The sequence below is a fragment of the Pseudomonas sp. PME37.24/006 genome, from assembly GCF_055556635.1.
Map to the genome: position 1 here is coordinate 23,829 of NZ_JBVHNL010000002.1, position 17,950 is coordinate 41,778.

Annotated in this window: 16 protein-coding genes; 15 read left to right on the forward strand and 1 reads right to left on the reverse strand. The window is 61.7% G+C overall.

Going from position 1 to position 17,950, the window contains the following annotated elements; translation table 11 throughout:
* Nucleotide 1 precedes the first annotated feature (1 nt).
* From rpsA to ACZ3GY_RS05600, 8 genes are all read left to right on the forward strand, one after another.
* Entirely contained in the window at nt 2–1,684 is a 1,683-nt protein-coding gene (gene rpsA, locus ACZ3GY_RS05565) for a 30S ribosomal protein S1 (protein ID WP_225832838.1), read from the forward strand.
* A 197-nt stretch (nt 1,685–1,881) separates the two neighbouring features.
* Nucleotides 1,882–3,258 carry a Rieske 2Fe-2S domain-containing protein gene (locus tag ACZ3GY_RS05570; RefSeq protein WP_465909256.1) on the forward strand — a complete coding sequence of 459 codons (1,377 nt, stop codon included), beginning with the start codon at nt 1,882–1,884 and terminating at the stop codon, nt 3,256–3,258.
* Complete coding sequence (gene benB / locus ACZ3GY_RS05575) at nt 3,255–3,743, forward strand: benzoate 1,2-dioxygenase small subunit (RefSeq protein ID WP_465909257.1); 489 nt, start codon at nt 3,255–3,257, stop codon at nt 3,741–3,743. Before ACZ3GY_RS05570 ends, benB begins: the two co-directional genes overlap by 4 nt.
* Before the next feature lie 52 nt (nt 3,744–3,795).
* Nucleotides 3,796–4,839, forward strand: coding sequence for a benzoate 1,2-dioxygenase electron transfer component BenC (benC, locus tag ACZ3GY_RS05580; protein ID WP_465909258.1), 1,044 nt, complete (start codon nt 3,796–3,798; stop codon nt 4,837–4,839).
* Between the two features lie 10 nt (nt 4,840–4,849).
* A complete protein-coding gene (locus ACZ3GY_RS05585; protein WP_465909259.1) occupies nt 4,850–5,626 on the forward strand; it encodes a 1,6-dihydroxycyclohexa-2,4-diene-1-carboxylate dehydrogenase in 777 nt (258 codons plus the stop codon).
* A 71-nt stretch (nt 5,627–5,697) separates the two neighbouring features.
* Nucleotides 5,698–7,032, forward strand: coding sequence for an MFS transporter (locus tag ACZ3GY_RS05590; RefSeq protein WP_465909260.1), 1,335 nt, complete (start codon nt 5,698–5,700; stop codon nt 7,030–7,032).
* Nucleotides 7,033–7,128: 96 nt separating this feature from the next.
* On the forward strand, nt 7,129–8,346 hold the full coding sequence (locus ACZ3GY_RS05595; RefSeq protein WP_465909261.1) for a benzoate/H(+) symporter BenE family transporter: 1,218 nt from the start codon (nt 7,129–7,131) through the stop codon (nt 8,344–8,346).
* A gap of 86 nt (nt 8,347–8,432) precedes the next feature.
* Complete coding sequence (locus ACZ3GY_RS05600) at nt 8,433–9,695, forward strand: OprD family porin (protein ID WP_465909262.1); 1,263 nt, start codon at nt 8,433–8,435, stop codon at nt 9,693–9,695.
* A gap of 195 nt (nt 9,696–9,890) precedes the next feature.
* On the opposite strand, the gene ACZ3GY_RS05605 is transcribed toward ACZ3GY_RS05600, so the two are convergent.
* Nucleotides 9,891–10,766, reverse strand: a complete 876-nt coding sequence (locus tag ACZ3GY_RS05605; protein ID WP_463565187.1) for a LysR family transcriptional regulator — start codon at nt 10,764–10,766, stop codon at nt 9,891–9,893.
* 224 nt (nt 10,767–10,990) lie between these two features.
* On the opposite strand from ACZ3GY_RS05605, the gene ACZ3GY_RS05610 reads away from it, so the two are divergent.
* From ACZ3GY_RS05610 to pcaF, 7 genes are all read left to right on the forward strand, one after another.
* Nucleotides 10,991–12,112, forward strand: a complete 1,122-nt coding sequence (locus ACZ3GY_RS05610) for a muconate cycloisomerase family protein (protein ID WP_465909263.1) — start codon at nt 10,991–10,993, stop codon at nt 12,110–12,112.
* Between the two features lie 24 nt (nt 12,113–12,136).
* Nucleotides 12,137–12,427: a muconolactone Delta-isomerase gene (gene catC / locus ACZ3GY_RS05615; RefSeq protein WP_463565185.1), complete on the forward strand. Its 291-nt coding sequence runs from the start codon at nt 12,137–12,139 to the stop codon at nt 12,425–12,427.
* 58 nt (nt 12,428–12,485) lie between these two features.
* The gene (gene catA / locus ACZ3GY_RS05620) at nt 12,486–13,415 is read left to right on the forward strand and encodes a catechol 1,2-dioxygenase (RefSeq protein WP_463565184.1); all 930 of its coding nucleotides are present in this window, start codon (nt 12,486–12,488) and stop codon (nt 13,413–13,415) included.
* Nucleotides 13,416–13,663: 248 nt separating this feature from the next.
* Nucleotides 13,664–14,620, forward strand: a complete 957-nt coding sequence (locus ACZ3GY_RS05625) for an AraC family transcriptional regulator (RefSeq protein ID WP_463565183.1) — start codon at nt 13,664–13,666, stop codon at nt 14,618–14,620.
* A gap of 218 nt (nt 14,621–14,838) precedes the next feature.
* Nucleotides 14,839–15,690 (forward strand): CoA transferase subunit A, encoded by an 852-nt coding sequence (locus tag ACZ3GY_RS05630; protein ID WP_465909265.1) that lies wholly within the window; start codon nt 14,839–14,841, stop codon nt 15,688–15,690.
* A complete protein-coding gene (locus ACZ3GY_RS05635) occupies nt 15,690–16,472 on the forward strand; it encodes a CoA-transferase subunit beta (RefSeq protein ID WP_465909266.1) in 783 nt (260 codons plus the stop codon). The genes ACZ3GY_RS05630 and ACZ3GY_RS05635 overlap by 1 nt, the downstream gene beginning before the upstream one ends.
* Nucleotides 16,469–17,674, forward strand: a complete 1,206-nt coding sequence (gene pcaF, locus ACZ3GY_RS05640; protein ID WP_465909267.1) for a 3-oxoadipyl-CoA thiolase — start codon at nt 16,469–16,471, stop codon at nt 17,672–17,674. Before ACZ3GY_RS05635 ends, pcaF begins: the two co-directional genes overlap by 4 nt.
* The last annotated feature ends 276 nt before the right edge of the window (nt 17,675–17,950 follow it).

Below are 17,950 nucleotides of genomic sequence, written 5' to 3' on the forward strand. Positions count from 1 at the left end.
CATGAGCGAAAGCTTTGCAGAACTTTTTGAAGAAAGCCTGAAAACCCTGGACATGCAGCCGGGTGCCATCATCACTGGCATCGTGGTCGACATCGACGGCGACTGGGTTACTGTTCACGCTGGCCTGAAATCCGAGGGCGTTATCCCTCTGGAGCAGTTCTTCAATGAACAAGGCGAGCTGACCATCAAGGTCGGTGACGAAGTTCACGTTGCGCTGGACGCGGTTGAAGATGGCTTCGGTGAAACCAAGCTGTCCCGCGAAAAAGCCAAGCGTGCCGAGTGCTGGATCGTCCTGGAAGCAGCTTTCGCCGCTGAGGAAGTGGTCAAGGGCGTTATCAACGGTAAGGTTAAAGGCGGCTTCACTGTCGACGTTAACGGCATCCGTGCGTTCCTGCCAGGTTCCTTGGTCGATGTCCGTCCGGTGCGTGATACCACTCACCTGGAAGGCAAAGAACTCGAATTCAAAGTCATCAAGCTCGACCAGAAGCGCAACAACGTTGTCGTTTCCCGTCGTAGCGTCCTGGAAGCCGAAAACAGTGCCGAGCGCGAAGCGCTGCTGGAATCGCTGCAGGAAGGCCAACAGGTCAAAGGTATCGTCAAGAACCTCACCGACTACGGCGCATTCGTGGATCTGGGTGGCGTCGATGGCCTGCTGCACATCACCGACATGGCCTGGAAGCGTATCAAGCACCCGTCCGAGATCGTCAACGTTGGCGACGAGATCGATGTCAAGGTTCTGAAGTACGATCGCGAGCGTAACCGTGTTTCCCTGGGCCTGAAGCAACTGGGCGAAGACCCATGGGTTGCTATCAAAGCTCGTTACCCGGAAAGCACCCGCGTTGTTGCGCGTGTGACCAACCTGACCGACTACGGCTGCTTCGCAGAGCTGGAAGAAGGCGTGGAAGGCCTGGTACACGTTTCCGAAATGGACTGGACCAACAAGAACATCCACCCGTCGAAAGTCGTTCAGGTTGGCGACGAAGTGGAAGTCATGGTTCTGGACATCGACGAAGAGCGTCGTCGTATCTCCCTGGGTATCAAGCAGTGCAAAACCAACCCATGGGAAGACTTCTCCGGTCAGTTCAACAAGGGTGACAAGATTTCCGGCACCATCAAGTCGATCACCGATTTCGGTATCTTCATTGGTCTGGACGGCGGCATCGACGGCCTGGTTCACCTGTCCGACATCTCCTGGAACGAAGTTGGCGAAGAAGCCGTACGTCGTTTCAAGAAGGGCGACGAGCTGGAAACCGTCATTCTGTCGGTTGACCCAGAGCGTGAGCGCATCTCCCTGGGCATCAAGCAACTGGAAGAAGATCCGTTCTCCGACTACGTTGCTGTTAACGACAAAGGCACCATCATTCGCGGTATCGTCAAAGAAGTTGACGCCAAGGGCGCTATCATCACCCTGGCCGAAGGCATCGAAGCGACACTGAAAGCCTCCGAAATCAGCCGTGACCGCGTTGAAGACGCGCGTAACGTTCTGAAAGAAGGCGAAGAAGTTGAAGCCAAGATCATCAGCGTGGATCGCAAGAGCCGCCTGATCAGCTTGTCGATCAAGTCGAAAGACGTTGAAGACGAAAAAGAAGCAATCAAGGAAATGCGTAGCAAGCAGGAAGTTGAAACTTCCGGTCCGACCACCATTGGTGATCTGATTCGTGCGCAAATGGAAAACCAGAACTAAGTTCAGGTAATCCAGAAAAAGGGCGACTTCGGTCGCCCTTTTTTGTGCCCGTAGAAAATGCTCCTTTGAGTCTGAAGCACGCTGCAAGTGGGCCTTTGCAGTATCTGGATAGCGATCTGCAGTAAACGGCTATTGCCGCCTCGTACCCACTCTTAATCTGGCTATGCCTGATACAAGAACAACGGAGGGTACGACCCATGACCGGCACATTCGAACGCCTTGCCCGGCAGCTTGCCGAATCCGTCCAGGAGGATCCTGCCAAGGGGATCTTCCGTTGCCGACGCGATGTTTTTACCGACCCCGACCTGTTCGAACTGGAGATGAAGCACGTCTTCGAGAGCGGCTGGGTCTACCTGGCCCACGAGAGCCAGATTCCCGAGATCAACGATTACTTCACCACCCATATTGGCCGTCAGCCCATCGTCATCACCCGCGACAAGCAGGGCGAGCTGCATGGCTTGATCAACGCCTGTGCGCATCGTGGTGCCGTTCTGTGCCGGCGCAAGCAGGGCAACAAGGGCTCGTTCACCTGCCCATTCCACGGTTGGACCTTCAGCAACGCCGGCAAACTGCTCAAGGTGAAAGACGCAAAGACCGGCGGCTACCCGGAGAGCTTCGACTGCGAAGGCTCCCATGACCTCACGCGCCTGGCGCGTTTCCAGAGTTACCGTGGCTTCTTGTTTGGCAGCCTCAGCGAGGCAGTTCCGGCGCTGGAAGACTACCTGGGCGAAACCCGAGTGATCATCGACCAGATCGTCGATCAGGCGCCGGACGGCATCGAAGTGCTGCGCGGCAACTCGTCGTATTTCTACGATGGCAACTGGAAGCTGCAGATCGAGAATGGCGCCGATGGTTACCACGTCAGTTCTGTGCACTGGAATTACTCGGCGACCATGCAGCGTCGCAATTATGAAGCCGAAGGCACCCGTACCGTGGATGCCAACGGCTGGTCGAAAAGCGTCGGCGGTTTCTATGCCTACGAGTATGGCCACATCCTGTTGTGGACGCGGCTGATCAACCCGGACGTGCGCCCGGTGTTCGAGCACCGTGATGCCCTGGCCGCCAAGTTCGGCGACACCCGCGCCGATATCATCGTCGGGCAGACCCGCAACCTGTGCCTGTACCCGAACGTCTATCTGATGGATCAGTTCTCCACGCAGATTCGTGTGGTGCGGCCAATCGCCGTCGATAAGACCGAAGTGACCATCTACTGCTTCGCACCCAAGGGCGAGAGCGATCAGGCCCGTGCGCTGCGTATCCGTCAGTACGAAGACTTCTTCAACGTCACCGGCATGGGTACGCCCGACGATCTGGAAGAGTTTCGCGCCTGCCAGACCGGTTACGCCGGCCAGGCTGCGCAGTGGAACGACCTCAGCCGTGGTGCCAGCCACTGGATCGAAGGGGCCGACGACAATGCCAAGGCCATGGGCATGCAGCCATTGCTCAGTGGCGTGAAGTCCGAGGACGAAGGTCTGTTCGTACGCCAGCACGCCTATTGGTCGCAAGCCATGCAGAAGGCCATCGACAGTGAGCGCGCGAACCTGATCGCCACCGACGCGGAGGACGTAGCATGAGCGCCAATCGCCAGCTGATCGTCGATTTCATCTACCGCGAAGCGCGCCTGCTCGACGACCGTCAGTGGGATGAGTGGCTGGAGTGCTATTCGAGCAAGGCGGTGTTCTGGATGCCGGCCTGGGACGATGACGACGGGTTGACCGAAGACCCGCAGCGGGAGATCTCGTTGATCTATTACCCCAGCCGCGAGGGGTTGGAGGATCGGGTGTTCCGCATCAAGACCGAGCGCTCCAGTGCCAGCACGCCCGAGCCGCGTACCGCGCACTTCATCGCCAATCTGGAGGTGCTCGAGGAGAGCGCCGAGCAGGTCGAGGTGCGCTTCAACTGGCAGACCCTGAGCCATCGCTACAAGAGCACCGATGTCTACTTCGGCACCTCGTTCTACCACCTGGATATGCGTGGCGAGCAGCCGTTGATCACCCGCAAGAAGGTGGTGCTCAAGAACGACTACGTGCACCAGGTTCTCGACATTTATCACATCTGAGTCGATGCGCTGCCGTTCAGCCTGTGCCCGGTGGCGGCGCCGAGGTATTGCCATGACGTACACCATCGCCCTGAATTTCGAAGATGGGGTTACCCGCTTCATCGACTGCAAGGCCAACGAAAAGGTACTGGATGCGGCCTATCGCAATCGCATCAACCTGCCCATGGACTGCTCCGACGGCGTGTGCGGCACCTGCAAGTGCCGCTGCGAAAACGGCGAGTATGACCAGGGCGAGGACTACATCGAGGACGCCCTCAGCGAGGACGAAGCCGAGCAGGGCCTGGTGCTGACCTGCCAGATGGTGCCGGCTTCGGATTGCGTGATCGCCGTGCCCGTGCCATCCACTGCCTGCAAGACCGGCACGGGCAGTTTCGAAGGCGAGCTAGTGTCGATCACCCCGCACGCCGATGCTGCCCTGGAGGTCGCGTTCGATATTGCCAGCGGCGCAGCGGCGCCGAGCTTTCTGCCGGGGCAGTACGTGAATATCGGCGTACCTAGCGGTACTCAGACCCGTGCGTATTCGTTCAGCACCAAGCCAGGCGAGTCGCGTTTTGGCTTTCTAATCAAGCGCGTGCCGGGTGGGCTGATGAGTGCCTATCTGGATCAGGCGCAGCCAGGCGAGCGCCTGCAGTTTACCGGGCCGCTTGGCACCTTTTACCTGCGCGAAGTACGTCGCCCGCTGCTGTTGCTGGCTGGCGGCACCGGCCTGGCGCCATTTCTGTCGATGCTCGAAGTGCTGGCCGAGCGCGGCTGCGAGCAGCCAATCAGCCTGATCTACGGGGTTACCCGGGATTTCGATCTGGTACTGGTCGAGCGCTTGCAGGCTTTGGCCGAGCGTTTGCCGACGCTGGTGTTCATCACCTGCGTGGCCGAGCCGCAGTCCCAGCACCCTCGCAAGGGCTACGTCACTCAGCATATGAGCGCGGCGATGCTCAACGACGGCGATGTCGACGTTTACCTGTGCGGGCCGCCATCGATGGTCGATGCCGTGCGCGCACATTTCAGCGAGCAGGGCGTCACGCCAGCGAGTTTCCATTACGAGAAATTCACCCCGACCCAGGTGGTCAGTACCGATCGACAAGTCCTGTCGGCCTGAGGAGAGCGCCATGCACAAGCGATTCGACAACAAGGTGGCATTGGTCACCGGGGCAGCGCAGGGGATCGGTCGGCGGGTGGTCGAGCGCCTGGCTGCCGAAGGCGCGCGCATCGTCGCGGTGGATCGTGCCGAGCTGGTTCATGAACTGCGGAGCGAGTTGGGGCAGGGCGCCGAGCTGCTGACCCTGACCGCTGACCTGGAGCGCTATGGCGACTGTCAGCAGGTGGTGAAGCAGGCCGTCGAGCGTTTTGGCCGCCTGGACATCCTGATCAACAACGTGGGCGGCACCATCTGGGCGAAGCCTTTCGAGCATTACCGCGAAGAGGAAATCGAGGCTGAGGTGCGCCGTTCGTTGTTCCCGACCTTATGGTGCTGTCACGCCGCGTTGCCGGTGATGCTGGAGCAGGGCTGTGGTGCCATCGTCAACGTCTCCTCCATCGCCACGCGCAGCCTCAATCGCGTGCCCTACGGCGCGGCCAAGGGTGGCGTCAACGCGTTGACCGCCTGCCTGGCGTTCGAGAATGCCCAGCGGGGTATTCGCGTCAACGCGACTGCCCCGGGCGGCACCGAGGCGCCGCCACGGCGCATCCCGCGTAACAGCGCCGAGCAGAGCGAGCAGGAAAAGACCTGGTATGGGCAGATAGTCGATCAGACCCTAGAGAGCAGCCTGATGAAGCGCTACGGCACGCTGGATGAGCAGGTCGGCGCGATCCTGTTTCTGGCCTCCGACGAGGCGTCTTACATCACCGGCGTGACCTTGCCGGTCGGTGGCGGTGATCTGGGCTAACGGTTTTACACGATTTCAACAGGACGGCAACGCCGGCCACGGCTTCACAACAACAATAAGAGACCCATGCCATGCGTAACATCGACGTCAACGACGTAATCGACAATGCCCGTTTCAATTCCTTTCACTGGCTGGTGATGTGCCTGTGCGGGTTGCTGCTGATCTTCGACGGCTACGACCTGTTCATCTATGGCGTGGTGCTGCCGGTGATCATGAAGGAGTGGGGGCTCACGCCTCTGCAGGCCGGCGCACTGGGCAGCTACGCGCTGTTCGGCATGATGTTCGGCGCGCTGCTGTTCGGCAGCCTGGCCGACAAGATCGGCCGCAAGAAGGGCATCGCCATCTGCTTCGCGCTATTCAGCGTGGCGACCATCGTCAACGGCTTTGCCAGCAACCCGACCGAGTTCGGCATCTGCCGCTTCATCGCCGGCCTTGGCTGTGGCGGTCTGATGCCCAACGCCGTGGCGCTGATGAACGAGTACGCGCCGAAGAAAATGCGCAGCACCCTGGTCGCGGTGATGTTCAGTGGCTATTCGCTCGGCGGCATGCTGTCGGCCGGCGTCGGTATCTTCATGCTGCCGCGTTTCGGCTGGGAGTCGATGTTCTTCGCTGCCGCGCTGCCACTGCTGCTGTTGCCGGTGATTCTCTACTACCTGCCGGAGTCGATCGGTTTTCTGGTGCGCCGGGGCGAGCATGACAAGGCCCGCGCCTTGTTAAATCGCCTCGCCCCTGCCCAGGCGCTGGGTGCCGATGTGCATCTGACCATCAATGAGCGCAAGGGCGGCGGCGTCTCCGTGCTGGAGCTGTTTCGCAACGGTTTGGCGGTGCGCACCCTGTCGATCTGGGTGGCGTTCTTCTGCTGCCTGCTGATGGTCTACGCACTGAGTTCCTGGTTGCCCAAACTGATGGCCAACGCCGGTTACAGCCTGGGTTCGAGCCTTTCGTTCCTGCTGGCCCTGAACTTTGGTGGCATGGCCGGGGCGATTCTCGGCGGCTGGCTGGGTGACCGCTTCAACCTGACCAAGGTCAAGGTCGGCTTCTTCATCGCGGCTGCCGTGTCGATCAGCCTGCTTGGCTTCAAGAGTCCGACGCTGATGCTGTACCTGTTGATCTTCATCGCCGGGGCGACCACCATCGGCACGCAGATCCTGCTGTACGCCGGCACTGCCCAGCTCTACGGCCTGTCGATCCGCTCCACCGGCCTTGGCTGGGCCTCGGGCATCGGCCGTAACGGCGCGATCGTCGGCCCGCTGCTCGGTGGCGCGCTGATGGGCATCGAGCTGCCGTTGCAACTGAACTTCATGGCCTTTGCCATCCCTGGCGCCATCGCGGCCTTGGCCATGCTGGTGTTCGCCCTGAACAGCGCCAGTGTCGACAAGCTCAGCCTGCAACCCAGCAAGGCCTGAGCGCCATATCCACCCGCACCCTGACCCTTCTCCGTCTATCTGCATCTGCAGAGCGGCGGGGAGCAGCTGCGGCTGCCCGCTTGACGGAGCGATGCAATGAAGCTGTTCAAGGACATGTCGCTGTCGGCGCTGGTCGCCGGCTTTATCGCCACGGTTATTTCCTATGCCGGGCCACTGGTGATCATCTTCCAGGCCGCTCGCACGGCAGGTTTGCCAGCCGAGGTGCTGTCGTCATGGATCTGGGCGATCAGTATCGGCAGCGGGGTGCTTGGCATCTTGCTCAGCCTACGTTACCGGGCGCCGGTGGTGATCGCCTGGTCAGCGCCGGGCTCGGCGTTGCTGGTCAGCCTGTTACCGCAGGTGAGCCTCGGCGAAGCGGTGGGCGCCTATCTGGTCGCCAACCTGATCGTGCTGGTGGTGGGCCTGAGCGGCGCCTTCGACAAATTGGTCGCGCGGCTGCCGCTGTCGGTGTGTGCAGCGATGCTGGCGGGCATTCTGTTCAGCTTCGGCAGCGCGCTGTTCACCTCGCTGCAGGAGCAGCCGTTGCTGGTGCTGGCGATGTTCGTCACCTACCTGGTGTGCAAGCGCCTGTCGCCACGCTACGCCATGCTGGCGGTGTTGCTGGTCGGCGTCGGCCTGGTGATCGGCCGTGGCGAGCTCAGTGCCGATGCCTGGGTGATCCGCCTGGCCACGCCGGTGTGGATCACCCCGGAGTTTTCCCCTATGGCGATGCTCAACATCGGCGTGCCGCTGGCCGTGGTGGCGCTGACCGGGCAATTCATACCTGGTATGGCCTTGCTGCGCAGCAGCGGTTACGGCCAGGTGCCGGCGCGGCCATTGCTGGCAGGCTGCGGTCTGGGTAGCTTGCTGCTGGCGCCATTTGCCTGCCATGGCCTGGCGCTGGGGGCAATTACCGCGGCGATCTGTACCGGACGTGAAGCCCATGAGCGGCCTGAGCGCCGCTATGTGGCTGGTGTGGTGGGTGGCCTGTTCTACCTGCTGTTCGGCCTGTTCGGTGCAACGCTGGTCAGCCTGTGCACCGCCTTTCCCCAGGCATTGGTGGCGGCACTGGCAGGGCTTGCCCTATTTGGTGCCATCGCGGCCTCCCTGGCTGGCGCCATGGCGGTGCCGCAAGAGCGCGAAGCGGCGCTGGTGGCCTTTCTGGTCACCGCCTCGGGGATGACCTTTCTCGGTCTGTCGGCGGCGTTCTGGGGGCTGATCTTCGGGCTGTTCGCCCATTGGCTGCTGCCCCATAAAACCGCGCCCGGCGCCGAGCAGGCAGTGCGCTCAAGGCCCGACCAAGCGACGCGCTGAACCCCGATTTCCCTGATCCGGCTCTCCGCGCTGTTTGGCGTGGGGCGCCGCTGTACCCATGCAATAACAACAAGAGCAGAGCAACCATGAGTAAGCATCCAACTACCTTGTGCGTATTTTCCCTGAGCGTTCTGAGCCTGCCGGTTGCCGTGCAGGCCGCCAACGATGGCTTCGTCGACGGCGCCAGCGCCACGTTGCAGGCTCGTAACTACTACTTCAGCCGGGATTTTTCCGACATCGTCGGCGCCAACCGGCAATCCAAGGCCGAGGAGTGGGCCCAGGGCTTCATCCTCGACTTCAAGTCCGGCTACACGCCCGGCGTGCTCGGCTTCGGCCTGGACGCCCAGGGGCTGCTCGGTATCAAGCTCGACAGCAGTCGCGATCGGGTCAATACCGGGCTGTTGCCGGTGCGCGACAACGGCGAGGCGGCCGATGAATACAGCCGCTTGGGGGTAGCGCTGAAGGCCCGCCTCTCGCAGACCGAACTGCGTGTCGGTGAGCTGCAACCCAACCTGCCGGTGCTGACCTTCAGCGATATTCGCCTGCTGCCGCCGAGTTACCAGGGCGCCTCGCTGGTGTCGCGTGAGATCGACGGCCTGACCCTGCAGGGCGGCCACTTACGCTCCACCAGCCTGCGCAACGAGGCTGGCGACGACAAACTGCAGGCCATGCTCGGCCACGTGCCGCAGCGCCAGGTCAGCAGTGATGCGTTCAACTATGTGGGCGCCGACTACGCCTTCAACGACAAACGCACCACCGCCAGCCTGTGGTTCGCGCAACTCGAGGACATCTACAACCAGCGCTTCGCCGGCCTCAAGCACAGCGAGCCAATGGGCTCCTGGACGTTGGGCGCCAACCTTGGTTATTTCGACAGCCAGGAAGATGGTGACCGGCTGCTCGGCGATATCGACAACCAGGCGTTCTACTCGCTGATTTCGGCCAAGCATGGCGGGCATACCTTTTATGTCGGCTACCAAGCGATGTTCGGCGACAATCCGTTCCCGCGGGTATTCGCCAACGTCACGCCGTTGGGCAACGAGGTGCCGACTTACGAGTTCGCCTACACCGACGAGCGCTCCTGGCAGGCGCGTTATGACTACGACTTTGCCGCGCTCGGCGTACCCGGCCTGACCACCACGGTGCGCTATATCCGCGGCAATAATGTCGACACCGGCCGTGGCTTCGAAGGCAAGGATCGCGAGCGCGATCTGGATATCGGCTACGTGGTGCAGAGCGGGGTGCTCAAAGGGTTTGGCGTGCGCGTGCGCAACGTCGAGGCACGCTCCAACTATCGCAGCGATATCGACGAGAACCGTTTGATCCTTTCGTACACCTGGACATTGCTCTGAGTACCTGCAACTAGCGGCCGGCAATCCCTCAAGATCAACAGGGGTACGCAAAATCGGCCTCTTTGCAGTACCTATGGGAGCGGGCCAAGCCCGCGGTTTTTCGCGCGCATGGACTAGGCGTCCCCGCGCGCTCCCACAGCGGGTTGCTTAGTGGCCATTACGGCTGTGCTGAAGGGCTCGGTGCGTCAATCGCTCTTACTCGCTGTCCAGATTCTTCACCAGCTTCAGGCAGCGTTTGAGCAGCGGTGAGTCGTCGTCCTTGCGGTAGCTGATCACGATCGGCGAGGTAGCCGTTGCGTCTAGCAGCGGCGTGTAGCCGATGTCATCGCGGTGCAGGCGCTGCACTGAGGCTGGCACCAGGCTGATGCCGATGCCTGCTGCTACCAGGCCAATGGCCGTCTGCAGCTCGTTGGTCATTTGTGCCACGCGAATCTTCAGGCCGTTACGGGCGAACAGGGCGAGTACGTGGTCGGCGTAGCTGGGTCTAGGTGACGCTGGGTAAAGCACGAAGGGTTCGCGTGCCAGTTCCTCCAGCGAAGCCGGAGCGGCCAGCAGTCGGTGGCCGGCGGGCAGGGCGGCGACCAATGGGTCCTGGCGAATCACTTCCTGGACGATGGCCGGATCCTCGATATGGATGCGCCCGAAGCCGATATCGATACGGCCGCGTTTGAGCGCTTCCACCTGGGGCAAGGTGGTCAGCTCGGACAACCCCAGTTCGATGGCCGCTTCAGCACGCAGCTGGCGGATCAGCTCTGGCAGCGCGCCATACAGGGTCGACGGCGCGAAGCCGATACCGAACCAGCGGCGCTGCCCTTCGGCGATGCGTCGGGTGTCATCGCTGACGCGTCCCAACTGCTCGAGCAACTGCACGGAATGTTCATAGAAGAACCGCCCGGCCTCGGTCAGGCGCAGCGGCCTGCCGCGCTCGATCAACGCCACGCCCAGTTCGTCCTCCAATTGCTGAATCTGTCGGCTCAGCGGCGGCTGAGCGATATGCAGGCGTTCGGCTGCGCGGGTGAAATTCAGGGTTTCCGCGAGCACGCGGAAGTAACGCAAGTGGCGCAGCTCCATGATACCTCCAAGGTATGAAACCAGACCGATTCAATATTGGACTGCCTGATTTGCTGAGGTCAATCTGTGCCCAGACAAAAATAAAACCTGAAGGATATGCTCGTGCTCACTCGCATCCTTTGTTCTTCTGCTCCTCTGCTGCCGTCCGGCCTCGTGAACGAGGCGCCCCAGCGCATCGCTTCGCTGGCGCCTGCCCGTTGCCCCTTGCACACGGATCACCGCCCATGAGCCTCCCGCTGATCGAAAGCCTCGAGACCCTGATCGTCGACCTGCCGACCATTCGCCCACACAAGCTGGCCATGCACACCATGCAGCACCAGACCCTGGTGATCCTCCGTCTGCGCTGCAGTGACGGTATCGAAGGCGTCGGTGAAGCCACCACCATCGGCGGCCTGGCCTATGCCGGAGAAAGCCCGGAAAGCATCAAGACCAACATCGATACCTATTTCGCACCGCTGCTGATCGGCCAGCCGGCCGGCAACATCAACGCGGCCATGCTGCGTATCGACCGCAGCGTGCGCGCCAACACCTTTGCCCGCTCGGCAGTGGAAACCGCGTTGCTCGACGCCCAGGGCAAGCGCCTTGACCTACCGGTTGCCGAGCTGCTCGGTGGCCGGGTGCGTGACGGCCTGGAAGTCGCCTGGACGCTGGCCAGCGGTGATACCACCAAGGACATCGATGAAGCCGAGCGCATGCTCGACCTGCGTCGCCACCGGATTTTCAAGCTGAAGATCGGCAGCCGCGATGCAGCGCTGGATATCGCCCACGTGGCGGCGATCAAGCGCGCATTGGGCGACCGTGCCAGCGTGCGGGTAGACGTCAACCAGGCGTGGAGCGAGGCAGTGGCCATTCGTGCCTGCCAGGCGCTCGGTGATGCCGGCGTCGACCTGATCGAGCAACCGATTGCCCGCCAGGATGTGCAGGCCCAGGCGCGCGTCAGTGCCCGCAGCCCGACGCCAATCATGGCCGACGAAGCCATCGAAAGCGTGGAAGACAGCTTCAACCTGGCCCGTGGCGGCGCCGCACCGGTGTTCGCCCTGAAGATCGCCAAGAATGGTGGCCCGCGTGCCGTGCTGCGCAGCGCCTATATCGCCGAAGCGGCGGGTATCGCCCTGTACGGCGGCACCATGCTCGAAGGCAGCGTCGGCACCCTGGCGTCGGCCCATGCCTTCGCCACCCTGGGCAAGCTGGAATGGCACACCGAGCTGTTCGGCCCGCTGCTGCTGACCGAGGACATTTTGGTCAACGTGCCGGTGTACCGCGATTTCGAACTGAAAATTCCGACCACGCCCGGCCTTGGCGTGGAGCTCGACGAAGAGCGCCTGCAGCGTTTCTGCCGCCGCTGAACCTGAATCCCAAAGGAGCTAGCCATGCTGTTTCACGTACGCATGACCGTAAAACTGCCGACCGACATGCCCGCCGAGCAGACCGCGTGTCTCAAGGCTGACGAGAAGGAGTTGGCCCAGCGCCTGCAGCGCGACGGCACCTGGCGTCACCTCTGGCGCATCGCCGGGCTTTACGCCAATGTCAGCATTTTCGACGTGGCCGATGCCCAGGCTTTGCATGACACGCTGATGCAATTGCCGCTGTACCCGTACATGGACATCGAGGTCATGGCGCTGTGTCGCCACCCATCCTCGATCCACGATGACGATCGCTGATCGGCGCCATTCGCTCGCCTGATCCGATCCAGACAATAACAAGATGAGGAAAAACGCCATGACCGTTCGTATCGCCCAGACCGTTGAAGTGCAGAAGTTCTTCGAGGAAGCCGCCGGCTTCACCAATGACGGCGGCAACGCCCGCATGAAAACGGTGATTCACCGTGTACTGAACGACACGGCGAAGATCATCGAAGACCTGCAGATCACCCCGGAAGAGTTCTGGAAAGCAGTGAACTACCTCAACGAGCTCGGCTCTCGCCAGGAAGCGGGTCTGGTGGTCGCGGGGCTGGGTATCGAGCATTACCTCGACATGCTGATGGACGCCGAAGACGAGCAGGCCGGCCACACCGGCGGCACACCGCGCACCATCGAAGGCCCGCTGTACGTGGCTGGCGCGCCGCTGAGCAAGGGCGAAGCCCGTCTGGACGACGGCAAGGACGCAGGCACGCCGCTGTTCATGCAGGGCCGGGTGTTCGACACCGATGGCAAGCCGCTGGCTGGCGCTATCGTCGACGTATGGCACGCCAACACCGGTGGTACCTACTCGTACTTCGACCCTACGCAATCGGAGTTCAACCTGCGCCGCCGCATCGAGACCGACGCCGAAGGCCGCTATCGTTTCCGCAGCATCGTACCTTCCGGCTATGGCTGCCCGCCCGATGGCCCGACCCAGCAACTGCTCGACCAGCTAGGTCGCCATGGCCAGCGTCCAGCGCACGTGCACTTCTTCATTTCGGCGCAGGGCCATCGTCACCTCACCACCCAGATCAACCTGGATGGCGACAAGTACCTGCACGACGACTTCGCCTACGCCACCCGTGATGAGCTGATCGCCCGAATCGACTTCTTCGATGACGCCGCGCGTGCCAAGATCCATGGTGTGGAAGGGCGCTTCGCCGAAATCGAATTTGATTTCACCCTGCAGTCCACCGCCGAGCCCAAGGCCCAGCAACGCCACGAGCGAGTGCGGGCGCTGGAGGTTTGAAGTAGCTAGTCAGGCCCAGCCTGAAGCCTGGCGAGCCAGCGTTACCCCCTGCGACAGGGGGTAATCGCGTTTGGCTGACACGCTTGGATAAGCCGTTTCACCCCGCCTGGCCTGCAAGATGTAACCCTTTGTCTCGCCGTTGTATCGCGGCACCGGGGGATGGTTAGAATCGCCGAGTGATTAGCGGATTGCCGGTCGCCGGCGGTCAGCCCCTCTAAGAAAAATAAAGAGAAACAAGAGGCCTGATGATGAGCAACTCATTGCTGAGCGAGCGCAGCAGCGTGTTTGAACGCGCCGACCCCTATTCGGTGTCGGATTACGTCAATCAGCATGTGGGTGCCCATTGCATACGCCTGCCCACCCGCGGATTTCCCGAGGCGAGCCTCAGCCATCGCAAGTTTTCCAGCCTCGACCTGTGCCGCATCAGCTATGGCGGCAGCGTGCGGGTCACCTCGCCAGCGCTGGAGACCATCTACCACCTGCAAATTCTGCTCAAGGGACACTGCCGCTCGCAATGTCGCGATCAGGAGCATTTCTATGTGCCGGGCGAACTGCTGCTGATCAACCCGGACGATCCGGTGGATCTCACCTATTCGGCGGACTGCGAAAAATTCATCGTCAAACTGCCGGTCAGCCTGTTCGAAAATACTTGTCTGGAGCAACGCTGGATGTTGCCGGAAAGTGGTATCCGCTTCAGTGCGGCACGACATGACATGCGTGAGCTGGAGGGCTTTGCCAGCCTGCTGATGCTGATCTGCGAGGAGGCCGAAGCGGCTGCCAGCATGCCTCAGGTGCAGGAGCATTACGTGCGTATCGTCGCCAGCAAGCTGCTGGCCCTGCTGGACAATAACGTGCAACGGGTTCAGCCGCAGACCCAGGCCACTTCGTTCGAACAAGTCGTGGAGTACATCGAACAGCATTTGACTCAGGACATTGGTGTCGATCAGTTGCTGGCCGTCGCTCGAGTCAGCGAGCGCTCACTGTATGCACTGTTCGAACGCCATGCCGGCATCACGCCCAAGGACTACATTCGCCAGCGAAAGCTGGAGCGCATTCACGCTAAATTGCTCGATCCAGCGTGCAAGGTGCGCAGCGTGACTGAAATCGCTCTGGATCATGGCTTCCTGCACCTGGGGCGGTTTGCCGAATCCTATCGTCGCTGCTTTGGCGAACTGCCTTCCGAGACCTACAGGCGCAACCGCTGAGGGAGTCGCGCCTGGTACGCCATGGGCGCTCACGGATAGCTGGGCGACGCATCTGCCGGTTGGATCATAGGAGCGATTAAACCCCAGGCAAGTTTCGTTCGATTATCGAACGTCTAATCGATTATCGGATTGTTAGCTCGCTATGGGCTGGGTACCTTTGTATCCACACGGCGCAATAGCCGCCCCACGGTTTCCAGAGCAATAAGACGAGAACGACCATGGCTGAAATTCTCTCCCTGCGCGAGGCGGTTGAGCGCTTCGTTCACGATGGTGACACCATCGCCCTCGAAGGCTTCACCCATCTGATTCCCACCGCGGCTTCCCACGAACTGATCCGTCAGGGCAAGAAAGACCTGACTCTGGTGCGCATGACGCCGGATCTGGTCTATGACCTGCTGATCGGTGCGGGTTGCGCCAAGCGCCTGATCTTCTCCTGGGGGGGCAATCCGGGGGTCGGCTCCCTGCACCGCCTGCGCGACGCCGTCGAGAAGCACTGGCCGCACAAACTGGAAATCAGTGAGCACAGCCACGCCGCCATGGCCAACGCCTATGTCGCCGGCGCGTCCAACCTGCCGTTCGCCGTGCTGCGCGGTTATCAAGGCTCGGATCTGGTCAAGGTCAACCCGGAAATCAAATTCATCGAATGCCCGTACACCGGCGAGAGCCTGGCCACCGTACCGAGCGTGCGTCCTGACGTAACCGTCATCCACGCGCAGAAGGCCGATCGCAAGGGTAATGTGCTGATTCAGGGCATTCTCGGCGTGCAGAAAGAGGCCGCTCTGGCTGCCAAGCGCTGCATCGTCACCGTCGAGGAAATCGTCGACGACTTGCAGGCGCCGATGAACGCCTGCGTACTGCCGACCTGGGCACTGACCGCGGTCTGCGTGGTTCCTAGCGGTGCTCATCCGTCCTATGCCCACGGCTACTACGAGCGTGACAACCGCTTCTATCAGGCCTGGGATGCCATTGCTCGCGACCGTGAAACCTTCACAGCCTGGATCGATGAATACATCCATGGCACCGAGGATTTTGCGCAGTACCAGGCGAAGGTTAACGGGGAGGCCAAGTGATGAGCGACTTCAACACCAATGAAATGATGACCGTGGCCGCCGCGCGCCGCCTCGGTAACGGCAGCGTGTGCTTCGTCGGCATCGGCCTGCCTTCCAAGGCCGCCAACCTGGCGCGTTTGACCCATGCGCCGGAAGTGGTACTGATTTACGAGTCCGGCCCGATCGGCGCCAAGCCCACCGTGCTGCCGCTGTCCATCGGTGATGGCGAGCTGGCCGAGACTGCCGATACCGTTGTGCCGACTGGCGAGATCTTTCGCTACTGGCTGCAGGGCGGCCGTATCGATGTCGGCTTCCTTGGCGCCGCCCAGGTCGACAAGTTCGGCAACATCAACACCACGGTGATCGGTGATTACCATGCGCCGAAAGTGCGTCTGCCGGGTGCCGGTGGCGCGCCGGAGATCGCTGGCAGCGCCAAGAAGGTGCTGATCATCCTCAAGCAGGGCCATCGCACCTTCGTCGACAAGCTGGCGTTCATTACCTCGGTTGGCCATGGCGAAGGCGGCGATCACCGCAAGCGTCTTGGCCTGCCAGGCGATGGTCCGGTAGCGATCATTACCGACCTTTGCATCATGGAACCGGAAGCAGGCAGCAACGAATTCATCGTCACCTCCCTGCATCCGGGCGTGACCCGTGAGCAGGTGGTCGAGAACACCGGCTGGCAGATCCGTTTCGCCGACAACGTGACCACTACCGAAGCGCCGAAAGCCGAAGAGCTGGCTGCGCTGCGTGATCTGGAAGCACGTACCGCCGCTGCTCATGGGCAGAAGGGGAGTGACGAATGAGCCGCGATGTATTCATCTGCGATGCGGTGCGCACGCCGATCGGTCGGCTCAATGGCGGACTGTCCGCCGTGCGTGCCGACGACCTGGCAGCCATTCCACTGAAGGCACTGATCGAACGTAATCCGCAGGTCGACTGGTCGGCGGTCGATGAAGTGTTCATGGGCTGCGCTAATCAGTCGGGGGAGGACAACCGCAACGTTGCCCGTATGGCGCTGCTGCTCGCTGGCCTGCCGGAGACGGTGCCTGGCGTGACCCTCAACCGCCTCTGCGCCTCAGGCATGGAAGCGGTGGGTGCTGCCTTCCGCGCTATCGCCTCCGGCGAGATGGAACTGGCCATCGCTGCCGGCGTCGAGTCGATGACCCGCGCGCCATACGTGATGGGCAAGGCCGACAGCGCCTTTGGCCGTGGTCAGAAGCTGGAAGACACCACCCTGGGCTGGCGTTTCGTCAACCCGGCGATGAAGGAGCGCTACGGCGTCGACCCGATGCCGGTGACCGGTGACAACGTGGCCGAGGATTACGGCGTCAGCCGTGCCGACCAGGACGCTTTCGGCCTGCGCAGCCAGCAGCGCGCCGCAGTGGCGCAGCAAAGTGGTTACTACGCCGAGGAAATCGTGCCGGTGGTGATCAAGACTAAAAAGGGCGAGAGCATCGTCGATACCGACGAGCACCCTCGCGCCGACACCACCGCCGAGGCATTGGCCAAGCTCAAACCGGTCAACGGCCCGGACAAGACGGTGACCGCCGGCAACGCCTCGGGCCTCAACGACGGGGCGTCGGCGATGATTCTGGCGTCTGCCGAAGCGGTACAGAAATATGGTCTCAAGGCCCGCGCCAAGGTGCTCGGGATGGCCAGCGGTGGCGTGGCGCCTCGGGTCATGGGCGTCGGCCCGGTACCAGCGGTACGCAAGCTGCTGACCCGTCTGAATCTCGATATCGATGCCTTCGACGTGATCGAGCTGAACGAGGCGTTCGCCGCTCAAGGGCTTGCGGTCACCCGTGACCTCGGCCTGGCGGACGACAGCCCCAAGGTCAACCCGAATGGCGGCGCTATCGCTCTTGGCCATCCACTGGGCATGAGCGGCAACCGCTTGGTGCTGACTGCCGTTCACCACCTGGAGAAGACCGGCGGCAAGCTCGGTCTGGCAACTATGTGCGTGGGTGTCGGCCAGGGCTTGGCGTTGGCCATCGAGCGCGTCTAGAAACGTGTAGATCGGCCAATATGGCTTTGCTTATGCGCTGATTGGTGGGCTGAAGCGGATCGCCGCCCGGCCCACCCTACGGTTACGTCGGGTGCCTGTCTTTCGTAGGGTGGGCTTTAGCCCACTAAAATCGACGGCCGCTAACAATCCGGCGATATGCCTACAGATCCCAGAGTTTGTTTGCTTCGGTATCGGACAGGGCTCCACGCCGCCGTGTCCGATACCGTGGTGAGCAATCAGCCGGGCAATAATGCTCGAATCATTTGGTTACATGTG